General features: G+C 70.4%; 10 protein-coding genes. 6 read left to right on the top strand and 4 right to left on the bottom strand.

What is annotated here, in order from left to right:
- The first annotated feature begins 42 nt into the window (after window positions 1-42).
- Entirely contained in the window at window positions 43-1173 is a 1131-nt protein-coding gene (locus tag OHA64_RS40065) for an ATP-grasp domain-containing protein (RefSeq protein ID WP_405621893.1), read from the top strand.
- A 134-nt stretch (window positions 1174-1307) separates the two neighbouring features.
- Here OHA64_RS40065 and OHA64_RS40060 read toward each other — a convergent pair whose 3' ends face one another.
- The 4 genes from OHA64_RS40060 to OHA64_RS40045 form a co-directional block, all read right to left on the bottom strand.
- A complete protein-coding gene (locus OHA64_RS40060) occupies window positions 1308-2558 on the bottom strand; it encodes an alpha-L-fucosidase (protein WP_405621891.1) in 1251 nt (416 codons plus the stop codon).
- A 108-nt stretch (window positions 2559-2666) separates the two neighbouring features.
- Window positions 2667-5723 carry an alpha-mannosidase gene (locus OHA64_RS40055; protein ID WP_405621889.1) on the bottom strand — a complete coding sequence of 1019 codons (3057 nt, stop codon included), beginning with the start codon at window positions 5721-5723 and terminating at the stop codon, window positions 2667-2669.
- A gap of 72 nt (window positions 5724-5795) precedes the next feature.
- Window positions 5796-7133, bottom strand: coding sequence for a 6-phospho-beta-glucosidase (locus tag OHA64_RS40050; protein WP_405621887.1), 1338 nt, complete (start codon window positions 7131-7133; stop codon window positions 5796-5798).
- Window positions 7130-7915, bottom strand: a complete 786-nt coding sequence (locus OHA64_RS40045) for a DeoR/GlpR family DNA-binding transcription regulator (protein WP_405621885.1) — start codon at window positions 7913-7915, stop codon at window positions 7130-7132. The genes OHA64_RS40050 and OHA64_RS40045 overlap by 4 nt, the downstream gene beginning before the upstream one ends.
- Before the next feature lie 140 nt (window positions 7916-8055).
- Between OHA64_RS40045 and OHA64_RS40040 the strand changes: the two genes are divergently transcribed.
- From OHA64_RS40040 to OHA64_RS40020, 5 genes are read left to right on the top strand one after another with little or no spacing between them, the layout of a single operon-like run.
- A complete protein-coding gene (locus tag OHA64_RS40040) occupies window positions 8056-9069 on the top strand; it encodes a carbohydrate kinase family protein (protein ID WP_405621883.1) in 1014 nt (337 codons plus the stop codon).
- 52 nt (window positions 9070-9121) lie between these two features.
- Window positions 9122-10408 carry an ABC transporter substrate-binding protein gene (locus tag OHA64_RS40035; RefSeq protein WP_405621881.1) on the top strand — a complete coding sequence of 429 codons (1287 nt, stop codon included), beginning with the start codon at window positions 9122-9124 and terminating at the stop codon, window positions 10406-10408.
- Window positions 10408-11370, top strand: coding sequence for a carbohydrate ABC transporter permease (locus OHA64_RS40030; RefSeq protein WP_405621879.1), 963 nt, complete (start codon window positions 10408-10410; stop codon window positions 11368-11370). The genes OHA64_RS40035 and OHA64_RS40030 overlap by 1 nt, the downstream gene beginning before the upstream one ends.
- A gap of 15 nt (window positions 11371-11385) precedes the next feature.
- On the top strand, window positions 11386-12249 hold the full coding sequence (locus OHA64_RS40025; RefSeq protein ID WP_405621877.1) for a carbohydrate ABC transporter permease: 864 nt from the start codon (window positions 11386-11388) through the stop codon (window positions 12247-12249).
- Window positions 12246-15170 carry a glycoside hydrolase family 2 TIM barrel-domain containing protein gene (locus tag OHA64_RS40020; protein WP_405621875.1) on the top strand — a complete coding sequence of 975 codons (2925 nt, stop codon included), beginning with the start codon at window positions 12246-12248 and terminating at the stop codon, window positions 15168-15170. The genes OHA64_RS40025 and OHA64_RS40020 overlap by 4 nt, the downstream gene beginning before the upstream one ends.
- The last annotated feature ends 46 nt before the right edge of the window (window positions 15171-15216 follow it).

Genomic DNA, 15216 nt, shown 5'->3' with positions numbered 1-15216 from the left:
GGCGTGCTCCGCCCTGCCCGCGAACCTTGAAAGGCGGCCTGCATGGTCTCTCGCGTACGCGTCTGGCTCAACCGCACGTACGCGGAGAACGTGTTCTTCATGGATCAGCTGCGGAGAAATCCCAGCGACCGGGCCGTCGAGATCCATGCGACCCACGGTGACGCCGACTCCCCCGTCCTGGCCGCCGCCGACACCGCCGACCTGGAGCCGGACGGTCTGTCCCCGGCCGGGTACGTGGAGTACGCCCTGGACCAGTGCGTGCGACGCGGCATCGACGTGTTCGTGCCCCGGCTGCACCAGTCGGCGATCGTGGCGCACCGCGCCGACTTCGAGGCGGCCGGGACGGCGCTGCTCGCCCCGCCGCCGGAGGCCGTGGCCGTCTTCCACGACAAGGTGATCGCCTACGAAGCCGTCGAGGCGATCGGGGTCCCGGTGCCGCCGTGGTGGCGAGCCCGGTCGGCGGACGAACTCGTCGCGGCCGTCGAGGAGTTGGAGGCCGGCGGGCACAAGGCGTGCTTCAAGCCCGCGTCCGGCGCGGGCGGGGTGGGCTTCCGGGTCATCACGCGCACCCCCTTCTCCCTCACGCAGCTCAACGGCTTCCCGAGCCCGTACGTCCCGCTCGACCTGGTGCTGGAAGCGCTGAAGCAGTCCGACGAGCCGGTGGACTGGCTGGTCATGCCGCGCCTGGAGCAGCCGGAGGTGTCGGTCGACTGCCTCACCGGACCCGACAACCGGATCCGGTTGTCCATCGGCCGCACCAAGAACGGCCGTCGTCGCGGATTCACGCTCGCCGAGCAGTGGCTCGAGCCGGCGCGACGGATCGCGGAGGGCTTCGGGCTGCACTACCTGTCCAACATCCAGTTCCGGATGTTCGGCGACACGCCGGTCCTGATGGACGTCAACACCCGCCCGGCGGGCGGGTTGCACCAGCTGTCCCTCTGTGGCGTCAACGTCCCATGGGCCGCAGTGCAGTTGGCGCTCGGCGAGGATCCGGGGGAGATGGCTCCGCCGTTCCTGGGGCAGGACTACACGGTGGTGTCGGGGCCTCGGCCGTTGCGCGGGGTGTCGATTCCGCAGCAGTCGTTGTCTCCGACGGTGGAGCGGGCGCCGATGGAACCGGCTCACGTCGACTCGTCGGTCAGGCCGACGGCGGCGAGCGCCCTGCCTCTCTAGGCCGTGGCGCGTGGCCCCGGCACCGTCGAGGCGCCGGGGCCCGCGGCAGGTCAGCCGCGGGCGTCGAGCGCCTCCCGCCACACCGGGCTGTCGTACATCATGGGCCAATTCGCCGAGGCCGGGTGGCTCTCGGTTCAGAAGCGGCCCGACCCCCGGTACAGCTCCAGCTCTCCGTCCAGTTCGACCGCGAGCACCGTGGCGTGCGGGTCGAGGTCGGCCGCGGTCGGCGGGTCGATCCACAGCACACCGACGGCCTCGTGGAGTCCGCCGACGACACGGTGGGCGAGTTCGGTGCCGGTGCCGAGGACGGTGACCCTGCGGACCGGCGTGACGAGGCCGCGTACGCCGATCTCGGCGCGCGGGATGTCGTACAGGGTGAGGTAGAGGGTGCGGCGGTCGGCGGAGAGGGTGCTGGGGCCGTAGTGGTGGCCGGCCGGCAGCCCGCGCACCGTCCCGTACACGGCCGCGGAGTGCCTGCGGATCCACTCCCCCAGGCCTTCGAGGCGCTCGACCTGTGGCTCGGGGATGGTGCCGTCCTCCGTCGGGCCGACGTCGAGGAGCAGGTTGCCGCCTCCGCCGATGGTCTCGGTGAAGTAGCGGATCAGCTGGCTGAGCGACTTGTGGTTGTGGTCGTGGTGCTGGTAGCCCCACGAGTCGTTGATCGTCAGGCACAACTCCCAGGGCCCGTCCGGGGGTTCGATGGGAGCGCCCTGTTCGGGGGTGGCGTAGTCGCCCTCGCTGAGCATGCGGGCGTTGAAGACGACGTCGGGCGAGTGGGAGCGGATGAGCGCGGCGAGTTCGGGGATGCGCCACTGCTCCTCGCTGCGGTCCCACTCGCCGTCGAACCACATCAGGTCGGGCCGGTAGCGGGAGGCCAGTTCGCGGATCTGGCCGTCGCGATAGGCGATGAAGCGCTCCCAGGCAGCCAGGTCCTCGAACTCGGCCGCGACCTCGGAGTAGCGGTTGTCCTCCTGCTCCGGCGGGCGGCCCGGCTTGCGGGTGGAGGCGTAGTCGGGGTGGTTCCAGTCGGAGTGCGAGTAGTACAGGCCGACCTTGAGGTCCTTCTCGCGCAGGGCGTCGGCGTAGGGGCCGATGTAGTCGCGGCCCAGGTTGAGGTCGCCGTACGCGGTGTCCCACAGGGCGACGCCGTCGTGGTGGCGGCTGGTGAGGACGGCGTACCGGGCGCCGGCCCGGGCGAACAGGTCGGCCCAGGCCTTGGGGTCGTACTGGGCGCCGGTGAAGCGGTCGAGCTGGGACATGTACTGGTCGTGCGGGACGATGTCGTCGTAGAACGACCAGGATTCCTGGACGCCGTCGACGGCGTAGATCCCCCAGTGGACGAAGATCCCCAACTTGGCGTCGGTGAACCACTGCTGCATGGGCACGGCTGAACTCCTCTACAGGACAAGCCACTCGGGGAAAAGTCGGGGGACCGAGGGGGCGGGCGCGGTGGGCGCGCCCGCCCCGGATGCCGGTGCTGCCGGCTGGTGGTGCTACCGGCTGGTGGTGCCGCGTGCCAGACGGAGCGTCAGCACCTGGAAGGGGCGCAGCGTCACCGCGACCGTGCCGTCGGCGGCGACGTCAGCGGTCTCCAGCGGGCGTTCCAGCAGGTCGGTGACCTGGGCGCCGGCCAGCGGGAACCCGGTGCGCAGCACGCCCCGGCCGCGTCCGCCGCGGGACTCGTAGAGGCGGACGACCACGTCGCCGGACTCGTCGTCGGCGAGCTTGACCGCCTCGACGGTCACGCCCTCCCCGTCCACGGAGACGACCGGCTCGGCGGCGCCCGCCGTGTCCGCCACCCGCAGCGGCAGGTTCAGGGCGTAGCCCTCGGCGACCGCGTCCTCGATGCTCGCGCCGGGGAGCAGGGAGTACCTGAACCGGTGCAGCCCCTGGTCGGCCTCGGGGTCCGGGATGCGCGGGGCGCGCACCAGGCTGAGGGCGACCGTGGTGGTCGTACCGCCGTCCTCGCGGACCGTGCGGGTGACGTCGTGGCCGTACGTCGAGTCGTTGATGACCGCGACGCCGTAGCCGGGCTCGCCGATGTGCACCCAGCGGTGGCCGGAGACCTCGAAGCGGGCCGCCTCCCAGGTGGTGTTGGTGTGGGTGGGTCGCTGGATGTGGCCGAACTGGATCTCCGCGGAGGAGTGCGCCGCCCGGACGTCCACCGGGAAGCCGGCCTTGAGGATCTTCTCGGCCTCGTGCCAGTCGATCTCGGTGTCGAAGTCGATCCGGGGACTGCCGGCGCGGACCGTGATGGTCTGGGTGATCGTCGAGCCCTTGCCGAAGGAGCGCGTCACGCGGATCGCGCCGAGCAGGGGGTCCTCCTCGACGACGGCCACCGAGTCCGTCTCCAGCAGGTCGGTGTAGCGGTTCTTGTAGTGCTTGTCGATGTCCCAGGCGTCCCAGTAGTTCGGGAGGTCGGTGTGCAGGCGGAGCAGGTTGCCCCGGTCGGCGAGGACTTCGCGGCCGGCCCGCAGATCGCGTACGGACGACAGGGTGCCGTCCGCCGCGACCTCGACCCGGACCAGACCGTTGTCGAGGATCCGCCCCGCGGCCTTCACCGGCTGCGGGGGCTGGGCGTCGGTGAGCGGCGCGCTGCCGCTCGCGGGCACCTCCACGTACGCCGGTGCGCCGTCGGCCGTGCGGACCACGTCGGAGCGGTCGTACGGGCTGGTGTTGAGCACGCGGGGGCCTCCGGCGCCCAGCGCGGCGACCGCCTCGGCGGTCAGTGCCTCCAACTCCTCGGCCACCCGGGCGTATTCGGCCTCCGCCTCGCGGTGCACCCAGGCGATCGACGACCCGGGCAGGATGTCGTGGAACTGGTGCAGCAGGACGGTCTTCCACAGCCGGTCGAGCTTCTCGTACGGGTACGCGTAGGCGGGCGCGTGCAGCGCGGCCGTCGTCGCCCACAACTCGGCCTCGCGGAGCTTGTGTTCGGAGCGCCGGTTGCCCTGCTTGGTGCGGGCCTGGGAGGTGTAGGTGGCGCGGTGCAGCTCCAGGTAGAGCTCGCCGTTCCAGACGGGGGCGTCCGGGTACTCGTCCCTGGCGGCCTTGAAGAAGTCGTCGGGGTGTTCCACGACGACCTTCGGTGAACCCTCCAGGTCCGCGAGCCTGCGCGCCCGTTCCATGATCTCGCGGGTGGGGCCGCCACCGCCGTCGCCCCAGCCGAAGGGGGCCAGCGAGCGTGAACCGCCGCCCTTCTCCGAGTAGTTGCGGACGGCGCGGTCCATCTCCTCGCCGCTGAAGCGGGCGTTGTAGGTGTCGACGGGCGGGAAGTGCGTGAAGATGCGGGTGCCGTCGATGCCCTCCCACCAGAAGGTGTGGTGGGGGAACTTGTTGGTCTGGTTCCAGGAGATCTTCTGCGTGAGGAACCAGTCGTTGCCGGCGAGCTTGGCGAGCTGCGGGTAGGCGGCGGTGTAGCCGAAGGAGTCGGGCAGCCAGACGCCCTTGGTCTCGACGCCGAAGTGCTCGATGAAGAACCGCTTGCCGTGGATGAGCTGGCGGGCCATGGCCTCGCCGCCGGGCAGGTTGCCGTCGGCCTCGACCCACATGCCGCCGACCGGCGCCCACTGGCCCTTCTTGACCGAGTCCTGGATGCGGGCCCACACCTTCGGGTAGTTGTCGCGCACCCACTCGTACTGCTGGGCCTGCGAGCAGGCGAAGATGAAGTCCTCGTACTCGTCGGCCAGGGACGTCACGTTGGAGAAGGTGCGGGACGTCTTGCGCTTGGTCTCGCGGATCGGCCACAGCCAGGCGGAGTCGATGTGCGCGTGGCCGACACCGGAGACGGTGTGGGCGCTGGCGTGGGCGGGCTTGGCGAGGACGGGGGCGAGCACCTCGCGGACGGCGGCGGCGCTGCCGGGGACGTCGTCCAGGTCGAGGGTGTCCATGGCCCGGTCCAGGGCGTGCATGATCTCGTGGCGGCGCGGCTCGTGCTCGGGGAGGTGGACCATGAGTTCGCGCAGTACCTGAAGGTCCAGGTCGAGGTGCCAGACCTCCTCGTCCAGGACGGCGATGTCGGCGCACCGGAAGGTGTACAGCGGCTTGTCGCCGGCGGTCAGGACGTCACCGAGCTGGGTGGTCTTCGAGAAGTTGTCGGCGAGGATGTCCGGGTTGGAGGCGGCCTCGACCAGGTAGTCGATCGTCTCGCCGCCCGTCGCCGGGTTGGCGATCGGCACGTACTGGTTGAGCGGGTTGACCGCCTTGAGCGGTGTCCCGTCCGTGAGGTGGACCAGCGCCTCGGCCTGGTTGCCCGGCCAGTCGCCCACGAAGCCGAGGTCGATGACGGCCTCGACGCGCCTTCCCGCCCACTCGGCGGGCACCTGCCCGCGCATCCGGAACCAGGTCGTGCCCCACGGCGGACCCCAGGGGGTGTCCATCGCGAAGGGCTCGTAGGGCGCGGCGGCGGCCTCCTCGAAGGGGACCGGCTCTCCCGGCGCCTGCCAGGCCTCGACCGCGAAGGGGACGGTGGCCGCGTAGATCGCGGGCTTGATGCGCTGGGTGTGGACGCGCTCGACGCGCTCCTCGATCCGGCGGCGTTCGTCGTGCATGCAGATCTCCAGAAAACGGGAAGCCAGGGAGGGGGGAGAGCCCGAAGGCCAGAAAGCGCTTACCAGGCGCGCTTACACAAGGTACGCCAGGCCAGGGTGGACGTCCGTGTAGCCCTCCACCAGTCTGCGGGCCACATTGACCGAATCGACCAGCGGATGCAGCGCGAACGCCTTCACAGCCGTCGCGCGGGAGCCCGACTCGGCCGCGGCCAGCACCTCGCGCTCGACCCCCTTGACCGAGCAGACCAGGCCGGTGGCGTGGTCGGGCAGCGGGGCGACGGCGACCGGGTGGGCCCCGTTGGCGTCGACCAGGCAGGGGACCTCGATGACGGCGTCCTCGTCGAGCACCGAGAGGGTGCCCTGGTTGCGGACGTTGAGGATCAGGGTGGTGCGCTCGTCGCGGGCGATGGCCCGCATCAGGGCGAGGGCCACCTTCTCGTAGCCGCCGGAGAGGTCGTCGGCGTCGCGCTCGCCGGCGCCGGCCGTCTCCCGGTTCTCGGACATGTAGGTGGCCTCGCGCTCGGCGCGGGTGCGGTCCCAGGCGGTCAGGGCGGCCGCGTCGGGGCGCTTCATCTCCTCGTAGAAGCGGGCCTGCTGGTCGGCCAGGAAGGCGCCGCGGGTCTTGTCGGCCTGCTGGTAGGAGCGGACGGCTTCCCGGTTGAAGTAGTAGTAGTGCAGGTACTCGTTCGGGATCGCGCCCAGCGAGCGCAGCCAGTCGACACCGAAGAGCTTGCCCTCCTCGAAGGAGCCCAGCAGGTCGGGGTCGGCGAGCAGACGCGGGAGCTCGTCCCGGCCGGCCACGCGCAGGCCGCGGACCCAGCCGAGGTGGTTGAGGCCGACGTAGTCGATCCAGGCCTCGGCCGGATTCGCGCCGAGGACGCGGGCGATACGGCGGCCGAGGCCGACCGGCGAGTCGCAGATGCCGATGACCCGGTCGCCGAGGTGGCGGGACATGGCCTCGGTGACGAGTCCTGCCGGGTTGGTGAAGTTGATGACCCAGGCGTCGGGGGCGAGGCGGGCCACCCGGCGGGCGATGTCCACGGCGACGGGGACGGTCCGCAGTCCGTACGCGATGCCGCCCGCGCCGACCGTCTCCTGGCCGAGGACGCCCTCCGCCAGCGCCACCCGCTCGTCGTTCGCCCTGCCCTCCAGGCCGCCGACGCGGATCGCGGAGAAGACGAAGTCGGCGCCGCGAAGCGCCTCGTCGAGGTCGGTCGTGGCGCTCACCTCGGGCGCGTCGGGTACCCCTGCGGCCTGCTCGGCGAGCACCCGGGTCACCGCGGACAGCCTCCGGGAATCCAGGTCATGCAGCACGACATGGGTGACGCGGCCCTCGGCGCGGTCCCCGAGGAGCGCCCCGTACACGAGCGGCACCCGGAACCCGCCACCGCCCAGAATCGTCAGCTTCACGCCGCGCCCGCCTCTCCGTTGTCCCCTGGTTCCCCTGCCGTCACCACGTCCACGTCGGCCTCCTCCAGTGAGGCCAGCGTCGCCGGGTTCACCGGCGCGTTCGTCACCACCGCGTCCAGGTCCTCGGGACCGCAGACCTTCGCCATGCCCGTGCCCGGGAACTTCGCCGAGTCGGCGAGCAGGACGACCTTCTCACTGGCCTTGATCATGGCCCGTTTCACCGGGACCTCGACGACCGTCGTGTCCATCACCTGCCCACCGGGGCGCACTCCACTGGTGCCGAGGAAGAGCCAGTCGGCGTGCAACTGGCGCAGGTTGTCCTCGGTGAGGAAGCCGACCAGGGAGCGGTACTCGCGCCGGACCATGCCGCCGAGCAGCACCAGTTCGATGCCCTCGTCGTCCGCCAGCTCCTCGTAGACCACCAGGTTGCTGGTGATCACGGTGAGCCGGCGGCCGTGCAGCTGCCGGGCCAGTCGGTAGGCGGTGGTGCCGATGTCGAGCAGCACCGACTGACCGTCCGCGACCATGGCGGCGGCCCGCGCGGCTATGGCGTCCTTCTGAGCCACGCGCACCTCGGCGACCTCGGCGAACGGCTGGTCGCCCTCGTCGGCCACGGCGCCGCCGTGCACCCGCGTCAGCAGGCCGTCGTCCTCGAGTTTGACCAGGTCACGCCTGACCGTCGCGGGGCTCACCCCCAGTTGCTCGGAGAGATCGGTCACGGCCGCGGGGCCCCCGGAGCGCAGGGCCCGCAGGATGAGTTGATGTCGTCGTTCTGCCAGCACGACGTGAACACTACTCGTCATCTTCAATCATTTCCATGCTCAGTTCTGCTCGGGTATTGACCAATCTCTCGGATCAGCGGACGATTCCGGTCACCGAATTGACGAGTTTTGACGAGCTCTCCGGATGAGAGGACGTTCACGTGCACGACGACCGGCCCGAGGTGCTGCTGACCGGGCTGCTCTTCTACGACCTCGTCCTCACCGGTCTGGGCAAGCCGCCGACACCGGGCGAGGAGATCTGGACGGCCGGCATGGGCTGCGGGCCGGGCGGCATCGCCAACCTGGCCGTCGCCGCCTCCCGCTTCGGCCTCAGGACCTCCCTGGCCACGGTCTTCGGCGACGACTACTACGGCGCGTACTGCCAGGAGGTCCTCGCCGGCCAGGAGGGCGTCGACCTCACGCTCTCCCGTGTCGCGGACGGCTGGAACACTCCGGTCACGGTCGCGCTGGCGCACGGTCACGACCGGGCCCTCGTCACGCACGGCCAGGAGCCGCCGTACTCGCAGGACGCCCTGATGGGCGACCCGCCGGAGGCCCGCACGGCCCTCGTGCATCTGGAGGCCGAACCGCGCGCCTGGCTCGCCAAGGCCGCCGCGAACGGCACGCAGATCTACGCCGACGTCGGCTGGGACCCCACCCAGGAGTGGTCCACCGCCCTCCTGGACCAGCTCGCCCTGTGCCACGCCTTCCTCCCCAACGAGACCGAGGCGATGGCCTACACCCGGACCGACAGCGCAGTCGCGGCCCTCGGCACCCTCTCCGAACTGGTCCCGGTGGCCGTGGTCACACGAGGCGGGGACGGCGCGGTCGCGGTCGACCAGACGACCGGCGAGTACGCGGACGTGCCGGCTCTCGCCGTGGACGTCCTCGACGCGACGGGCGCCGGGGACGTCTTCGGTGCGAGCTTCGTCACCGCCTCGCTCGGAGGCTGGCCGCTGGAGGAACGGCTGCGCTTCGCGGTACTGGCGGCCGGACTGTCCGTGGGGCACCACGGGGGCGCCCTCGCGGCACCCGGCTGGTACGGCGTCGACCGCTGGTGGCGCGCCCTGACCGACCCCGAACTGAAGCGGGCGTACGGCTTCCTGGCGGAGCGGCTGCCGGAGGACCCCGGTCCTCCCCTGCGGTACGCCCCCGTCACCCCGCCGGCCCGGTAGCACTGACCCCCCACACGCGACGTACTGAACAGATCCGAAAGGGGTGGGAGCTGTGCGGCTCTCACGTAGAGGCCTGCTGCGCGCGGGACTGGCCGGGACGGCCGCCACGGCGCTCGGCGGCCTGGCGTCCGGCTGTGCCGTTCCGACCGGCTCGACCGGCCGCAACATGGTCCTGTGGTACTGGGACGGCGGCCTCGGCGACACGGTCATCGGCGGGGCCAAGGCCCGTTACGACAGCGCGGTCGACCTCAAGGCCGTCAAGATCGGCGGCTACTACCGGTCCAAACTGATCACCACGATGGCCGGGCGCGCCCACGTCCCCGACATCGCGGGCCTCAAGGGCGAGGACATGGCGTCCTACCTGCCCAACGCGGACCAGTTCGTGGACCTGCGGACGCTCGGCGCGGACAGGTACAAGAGCCAGTATCTGCCCTGGAAGTGGCAACAGGGCATCGCCGACGACGGCACCATGATCGGCTTCCCGATCGACTGCGGTCCGGTCGCGCACCTCTACCAGTACGAGGTCTTCCGCAAGGCGGGACTGCCGTACGAGCCCGCCGACGTGTCCCGGGAGCTGAACACCTGGGAGAAGTTCTTCGCGGCGGGCGAGCAGCTCAAGCAGCGCGTTCCGGGGACCTCCCTGCTCACCGACGTCAGCAGCGTCTTCGAGAACGTGGTGCAGCAGGGCAGCAAGCGGTACGTCGACAAGGACCGCGCCTTCATCGGCGACCAGGAGCATGTGCGGGCGGCGTGGGCGCTGGCCGTTCAGGCCAAGCGGCGGGGGCTCGTCTCCAACCTGGTCACCGGCACCCCGGACCAGCTCTCGGCGGTGGAGTCCGGCAAGCTGCCCAGCCAGCTGGGCGCCTCCTGGGCGACCTACGACCTCAAGAACGGCGTGCCGAAGACCAAGGGCAGGTGGCGGATCGCCGACATGCCCGTGCGGCCCTCCAACAACGGCGGCTCGTTCCTGTCGATCACCAAGGCATGCCGGGAGCCCGAGCGGGCCTTCGAGATCATCGCCTGGATGCTCGACGCGGCCAACCAGGCCCAGGGTTACGTCGACGCGGGACTCTTCCCGTCCACTCCCGCCTCGTACGGCCTGAAGCAACTGCGCCAGGCCGACCCCTTCTTCGGCGGCCAGGTGACGACGGATGTCTTCGGTCCTGCCGCGCAGAAGATCGTGGTCGCCTACAACAGCCCGTTCGACGTGGCGCTCGGGCAGCCCATCAAGGACGAGATCAAGAACGTCGGCGTCCTCGGCAAGGACCCGAAGAAGGCCTGGAGTGACGCCATGAGCAAGTGCCGGCGGATCGCGAAGCACCTGGGGGTGAGCTACTGATGGCCACCGTTCCCGCGCTGGACAGGCCCCCCGTGGTCCTGGCGGAACCGCCCGTCACGCGGCCGAAGAAGGGGTGGCGCAAGTACTGGCACCTGTATGCCGCGATCTCCCCGTTCTATCTGCTGTTCCTCGCCTTCGGTCTGGTCCCCGTCGGCTTCTCCCTCTACCTCTCCTTCCACCGCTGGGACGGCCTCGGCTCGATGGAGTGGGCGGGCCTGTCGCAGTACCGGTACCTGGTCAGCGACAGCGACTTCTGGAGCTCGATCGGCAACACGATCATCATCTGGGCGCTCGCCACCTTCCCCATGATCTTCCTGGCGATGATCACGGCCGTGCTGCTCAACTCGGCGGTCCGCTTCAAGAACGTCTACCGCTTCGCCTACTTCCTGCCGAACGTCACCTCGGTGGTGGCGATCGCGATCGTCTTCGGCTCGGTGTTCTCCACCAACTTCGGCCTGGTGAACGCCCTGTTGCGGGCTGTCGGGCTGGATCAGGTGGCCTGGCTGAACACTCCGTGGGGTATCAAGGTCGCCATCGCGACGCTGATGACCTGGCAGTGGGTCGGCTACAACGCGATCATCTTCCTCGCGGGTCTGCAGACCATCCCGAGCGAGCTGTACGAGGCGGCGCGCGTGGACGGCGCCGGGCCCGTGCAGACGTACTTCCGGATCACGCTGCCCATGCTGCGGCCGACCCTGCTGTTCGTGCTCGTCGTCTCCACGGTCACCGGCCTGCAGAGCTTCACCGAGGCACAGGTGCTGCTGCAGAACACCTCGAACGACTCGACGTTCTCCGGCGGTCCGGACCACGCGGGCCGGACGATGGTCCTCTACTTCTTCCAGCAGACCTTCGACAACAACGACTTCGGCTACGGCGCCGCCGTGGCGTGGGGCATCTTCCTCGTCGTCGTCATCTTCTCGATCATCAACTGGCGCCTGGTGCAGCGCCGGGACGAAGACTAGGGAGGCCGGAACACCATGGCATCCGTCCAGGACACCAAAGACTCCAGGGGTATCCGGGGTTCCCGGCGCCGGGGCATCGCGCTGCACGCGGTCCTCGTCATCGGACTGCTGCTGTCGGCCTTCCCGTTCTACTGGGCCATCGTCATGTCGACGCACACGTCGACCGAGATCTTCTCCTACCCTCCGAAGCTGCTGCCCGGCTCGCACTTCCTGCAGAACATCCGCAGCCTCTTCGACAACATCGACTTCTTCGGCTCGATGTTCAACTCGCTGCTGGTGGCGTGCGCGGTGACCTTCCTGGTCCTGTTCTTCGACTCGCTGGCCGCGTTCGTCTTCGCCAAGTTCGAGTTCCCGGGCCGCAGGGCGCTGTTCGTCCTGCTGATGGCGATCTTCATGGTGCCGACGCAGATGGCGATCATCCCGCAGTTCGTGATCATGGCGAAGGTCGGCTGGATCGGCTCGATGACGGCGCTGATCGTGCCGGCGGCGGCCAACGCGTTCGGCATCTTCTGGATGCGGCAGTACATGAAGAGCGCGATCCACGACGAACTGCTGGACGCCTCACGGATCGACGGCGCGCACTTCCTGCGCCAGTACTGGCATGTGGCGCTTCCCGTGGTCCGCCCGGGCCTCGCCTTCCTCGGCATCTTCACCTTCATGGCCCAGTGGAACGACTACGCGTGGCCCCTGATCGCCCTGACCAACCCGGACAACGTCACCCTCCAGGTCGCGCTGTCGCAGCTCAACGGCGTCCACGGCACCACCGACTACGGCATGGTGATGACCGGTGCGCTGCTCGCCCTGATCCCGCTGCTGATCGTGTTCGCGGTCGGCGCCAAGCAGATCATCGGTGACCTCGGCAAGGGGGCCATCAAGTGACGGACCCACTGTTCGCGCTCCGCCCCTGGGAGACCCCCGAGGTGACCTCCTGGCGCCGACTGCCGATGAACGCCGTCGACCGTCGCGTCGGCGCGCTGAAGCTGGACGGCGACTGGCGCTTCCAGTTGCTGCCGGCGCCGGACGCGCCACTGGGGGAGAACTGGTCGTCCTCGTACGTCCCCGGTGTCTGGACGACGCAGGGCACGGACGACCTTCCGCAGTACACCAACGTCCGCATGCCGTTCGCGCAGTTCCCTCCGCTCACGCCCGCCGCCAATCCGACGGGCGTCTACGAGCGTGCGGTGGACGTGCCCGCCCAGTGGGCCGGGCGGCGGATCGTGCTCCAGGTCGGGGCCGCCGAGAGCGTGCTGCTGGTGCATGTCGACGGGCGCCCGGTGGGCATCTCCAAGGACTCCCGTCTGGCCGCCGAGTTCGACCTGACCGAGGCGGTGCGCCCCGGCGAGCGGGCCACCGTACGGCTGACCGTGGTGAAGTGGTCGGACGCCTCGCACATCGAGGACCAGGACCAGTGGTGGCACGGCGGTGTCACGCGGTCGGTGCTGCTGTACGCGACCGACCCGCTGCGGCTCGCGGACGTGACCGTGCGCGCGGGACGGTACGGCGACCTGCGGGTGGACTGCCAGGTGCGGGACGCGGGCGGGGCGCTGCCGCGGGGGTGGTACGTCAGCGGCGAGCTGGACGGTCATCTCCTCGCCCAGGACGGCGAGTTCGACCGGGCCAACGCCGAGGACGAGCGGGTGTCCGACTTCCTCGGCGAGGCGCGGCTGCTGACCACCGTGGCGGACGTACGCACCTGGAACGCGGAGGAGCCCGAGCTGTACGACCTGACCGTGCGGCTGCACCGCGCCGACGGCACGGTCGCCGACACCTCGCGCCACCGGATCGGGTTCCGCGACGTCGAGATCGTCGGCCGGGACCTGCTGGTCAACGGGGAGCGGGTGTACATCCGGGGTGTCAACCGGCACGACTTCCATCCGCTGACCGGGCGGACGGTGACGTACGACGACATGCGCGCGGACCTGGCGCTGCTGAAGCGCTTCGGTTTCAACGCGGTCCGCACCTCCCACTACCCCAACGACCCGGCGCTGTACGACCTGGCCGACGAGCTCGGTCTCTACGTGGTGGACGAGGCCGACATCGAGTCCCACGACCACGCCCACGAGATCGCCGACGACCCGCGCTATCTGAACGCCTTCGTCGACCGGGTCTCCCGGATGGTGCTGCGGGACAAGAACCACCCCTCGATCACCGTGTGGTCGCTGGGCAACGAGTCCGACTACGGCGCCAACCACGACGCGGCGGCGGGCTGGGTGCGCCGCCACGACCCGACCCGGCCGATCCAGTACGAGGGCGCCGCCAAGCTCGGCTGGGCCGACCCGGAGCTCGCCTCCGACATCGCCTGTCCCATGTACGCGCCGCTGGAGGACTGCGTCGCGCACGCGCTGTCCGGGGAGCAGACCAAGCCGCTGATCCAGTGCGAGTACTCCCACGCGATGGGCAACAGCAACGGCACGCTGGCCGATCACTGGGCGGCCATCGAGTCCACCCCAGGTCTTCAGGGCGGCTTCATCTGGGAGTTCTGGGACCACGGAATCCTTCAGCGTGTGAACGACGGCAGACCGGTCGGGCGAGGGGGCGCCGGGCTCTATGACAACGGTGTCGCGGCGCCCGGACACCGCTGGGCGTACGGCGGCGACTTCGGCGAGGCGATCCACGACGGCGCGTTCATCGCCGACGGGGTGGTCTTCCCGGACCGCACTCCCAAGCCCGTGATGTACGAGCACCGGGAGCTCGCGGCGCCGGTACGGCTGGAGTGCTTCCGGCACGAGGGCATCGTCGTCGGCAACCACCAGCACTTCCGCGGCCTGGACTGGCTGTCCGCCGAGTGGCGGTTGTCCCTGGCCGACGGTGGCACCCTGACCGCGCCGGCCGAGCTGCCCGATCTGCGGCCCGGCGAGACCGCGGCGGTGCCGCTGCCCTTCGACCTGCCCGAGGACGGCGGGGAGGCGTGGCTGACCCTGCGCGTGACCACCGCCGGGGACGAGCCGTGGGCGCCGCGCGGGACGGTGATGTGTGTTCCGCAGGTACGGCTGCGGGCGGCCGCTCCGGCAAGGTCCGCCCCGGCGGTGCAGGATCGTTTCGTCGAGGTCGACGGCGACGGCCTGCTCCTCCACCCGCTGCTCACCTCGGCCCCGACGCTCTCGCTGTGGCGGGCGCCCACCGACAACGACGAACTCGGCGGGATGGCACCTCGCTGGCGGTCCTGGGGGCTCGACACGCTGGTACGCAAGGTCGTCGACGTGCGCCGGGCGGACGGCCGCGTCACGGTGTCCGCGGAGTACGCCGCTGCCGCCGGTGTCATCCGGCACACGCAGGTGTTCACCCCGGTCGAGGGCGGCATCCAGGTCGAGGAGGCCGCCGAACTGCCGGACGCGCTCACCGATGTGGCGCGGGTCGGCTCCGTGTTCGAGACGGTCCCGGGGCTCGACCTGATGGAGTGGTACGGGCAGGGCCCCTGGGAGTCGTATCCGGACCGCGCCTTCGGGGCACCGGTCGGCCATCACTCCGTACCCGTGGACGAGCTGTTCACCCCCTACCTGCGTCCGCAGGAGAGCGGTGGGCGGCACGGCGTACGGCGCTTCACCCTTACGGCACCGGACGCCACCGGCCTGACGGTGGCGCTCGACGAGCCGCGCCAGGTCTCGGTGACCCGCTACCGCGCCGAGGACCTCACCTCCGTGGCCCACCACGACGAACTCGTTCCACGGTCCGGCTGCGTCGTCCACCTCGACGCCGCCCACCGGGGCCTGGGCACCGCCTCGTGCGGCCCGGACACCTCACCCTCCTTCCTCGTCGCACCGGGCACCCATCGCTGGAGCTGGACCCTGCGCGCCCTCTAGCCCCCCACGCCTCCTCTGTCACCTTTACGCAGTGTTACGGAGCACA

The organism is Streptomyces sp. NBC_00076 (assembly GCF_045041235.1).
Lineage (GTDB): Bacteria > Actinomycetota > Actinomycetes > Streptomycetales > Streptomycetaceae > Streptomyces.
This window is presented reverse-complemented; position numbering and strand designations above follow the sequence as displayed.